This window comes from Pseudomonas sp. DE0010, from assembly GCF_007680745.1.
GTDB lineage: Bacteria > Pseudomonadota > Gammaproteobacteria > Pseudomonadales > Pseudomonadaceae > Aquipseudomonas > Aquipseudomonas parafulva_B.
In genome coordinates this window covers 1-256 of record NZ_VEJQ01000239.1, presented here as the reverse complement: position 1 = coordinate 256, position 256 = coordinate 1, and the positions used below count along the sequence as shown (strand labels likewise).

At 66.4% G+C, this 256-nt stretch carries 1 pseudogene; it reads left to right on the top strand.

Annotation, left to right across the window (positions count from 1 at the left end):
* A pseudogene (locus FS767_RS22385) lies at positions 1 to 256 on the top strand (SLC13 family permease); the annotation flags it as partial.

The following is a 256-nucleotide window of genomic DNA, read 5'->3' as shown; positions in this document are numbered from 1 at the left end:
ATCGCCCTGACCATCGCCTCGGGCTTTCTCGGCCTGACCTCCGGCATGCCGGTGGAAAAGGTCATGAAATCCTTCCAGGACGGCTTCGGCGGCGTGCTCGGCTTCGTCGGCATCCTGCTGGGCCTCGGCACCATGCTCGGCAAGCTGATGGCCGATTCCGGCGGCGCCGACCAGATCGCCCAGACGCTGATCCGCGCCTTCGGCATCAAGCGCGTGCACTGGGCGATGATGTTCGCCGCCTTCCTGGTGGGCATCC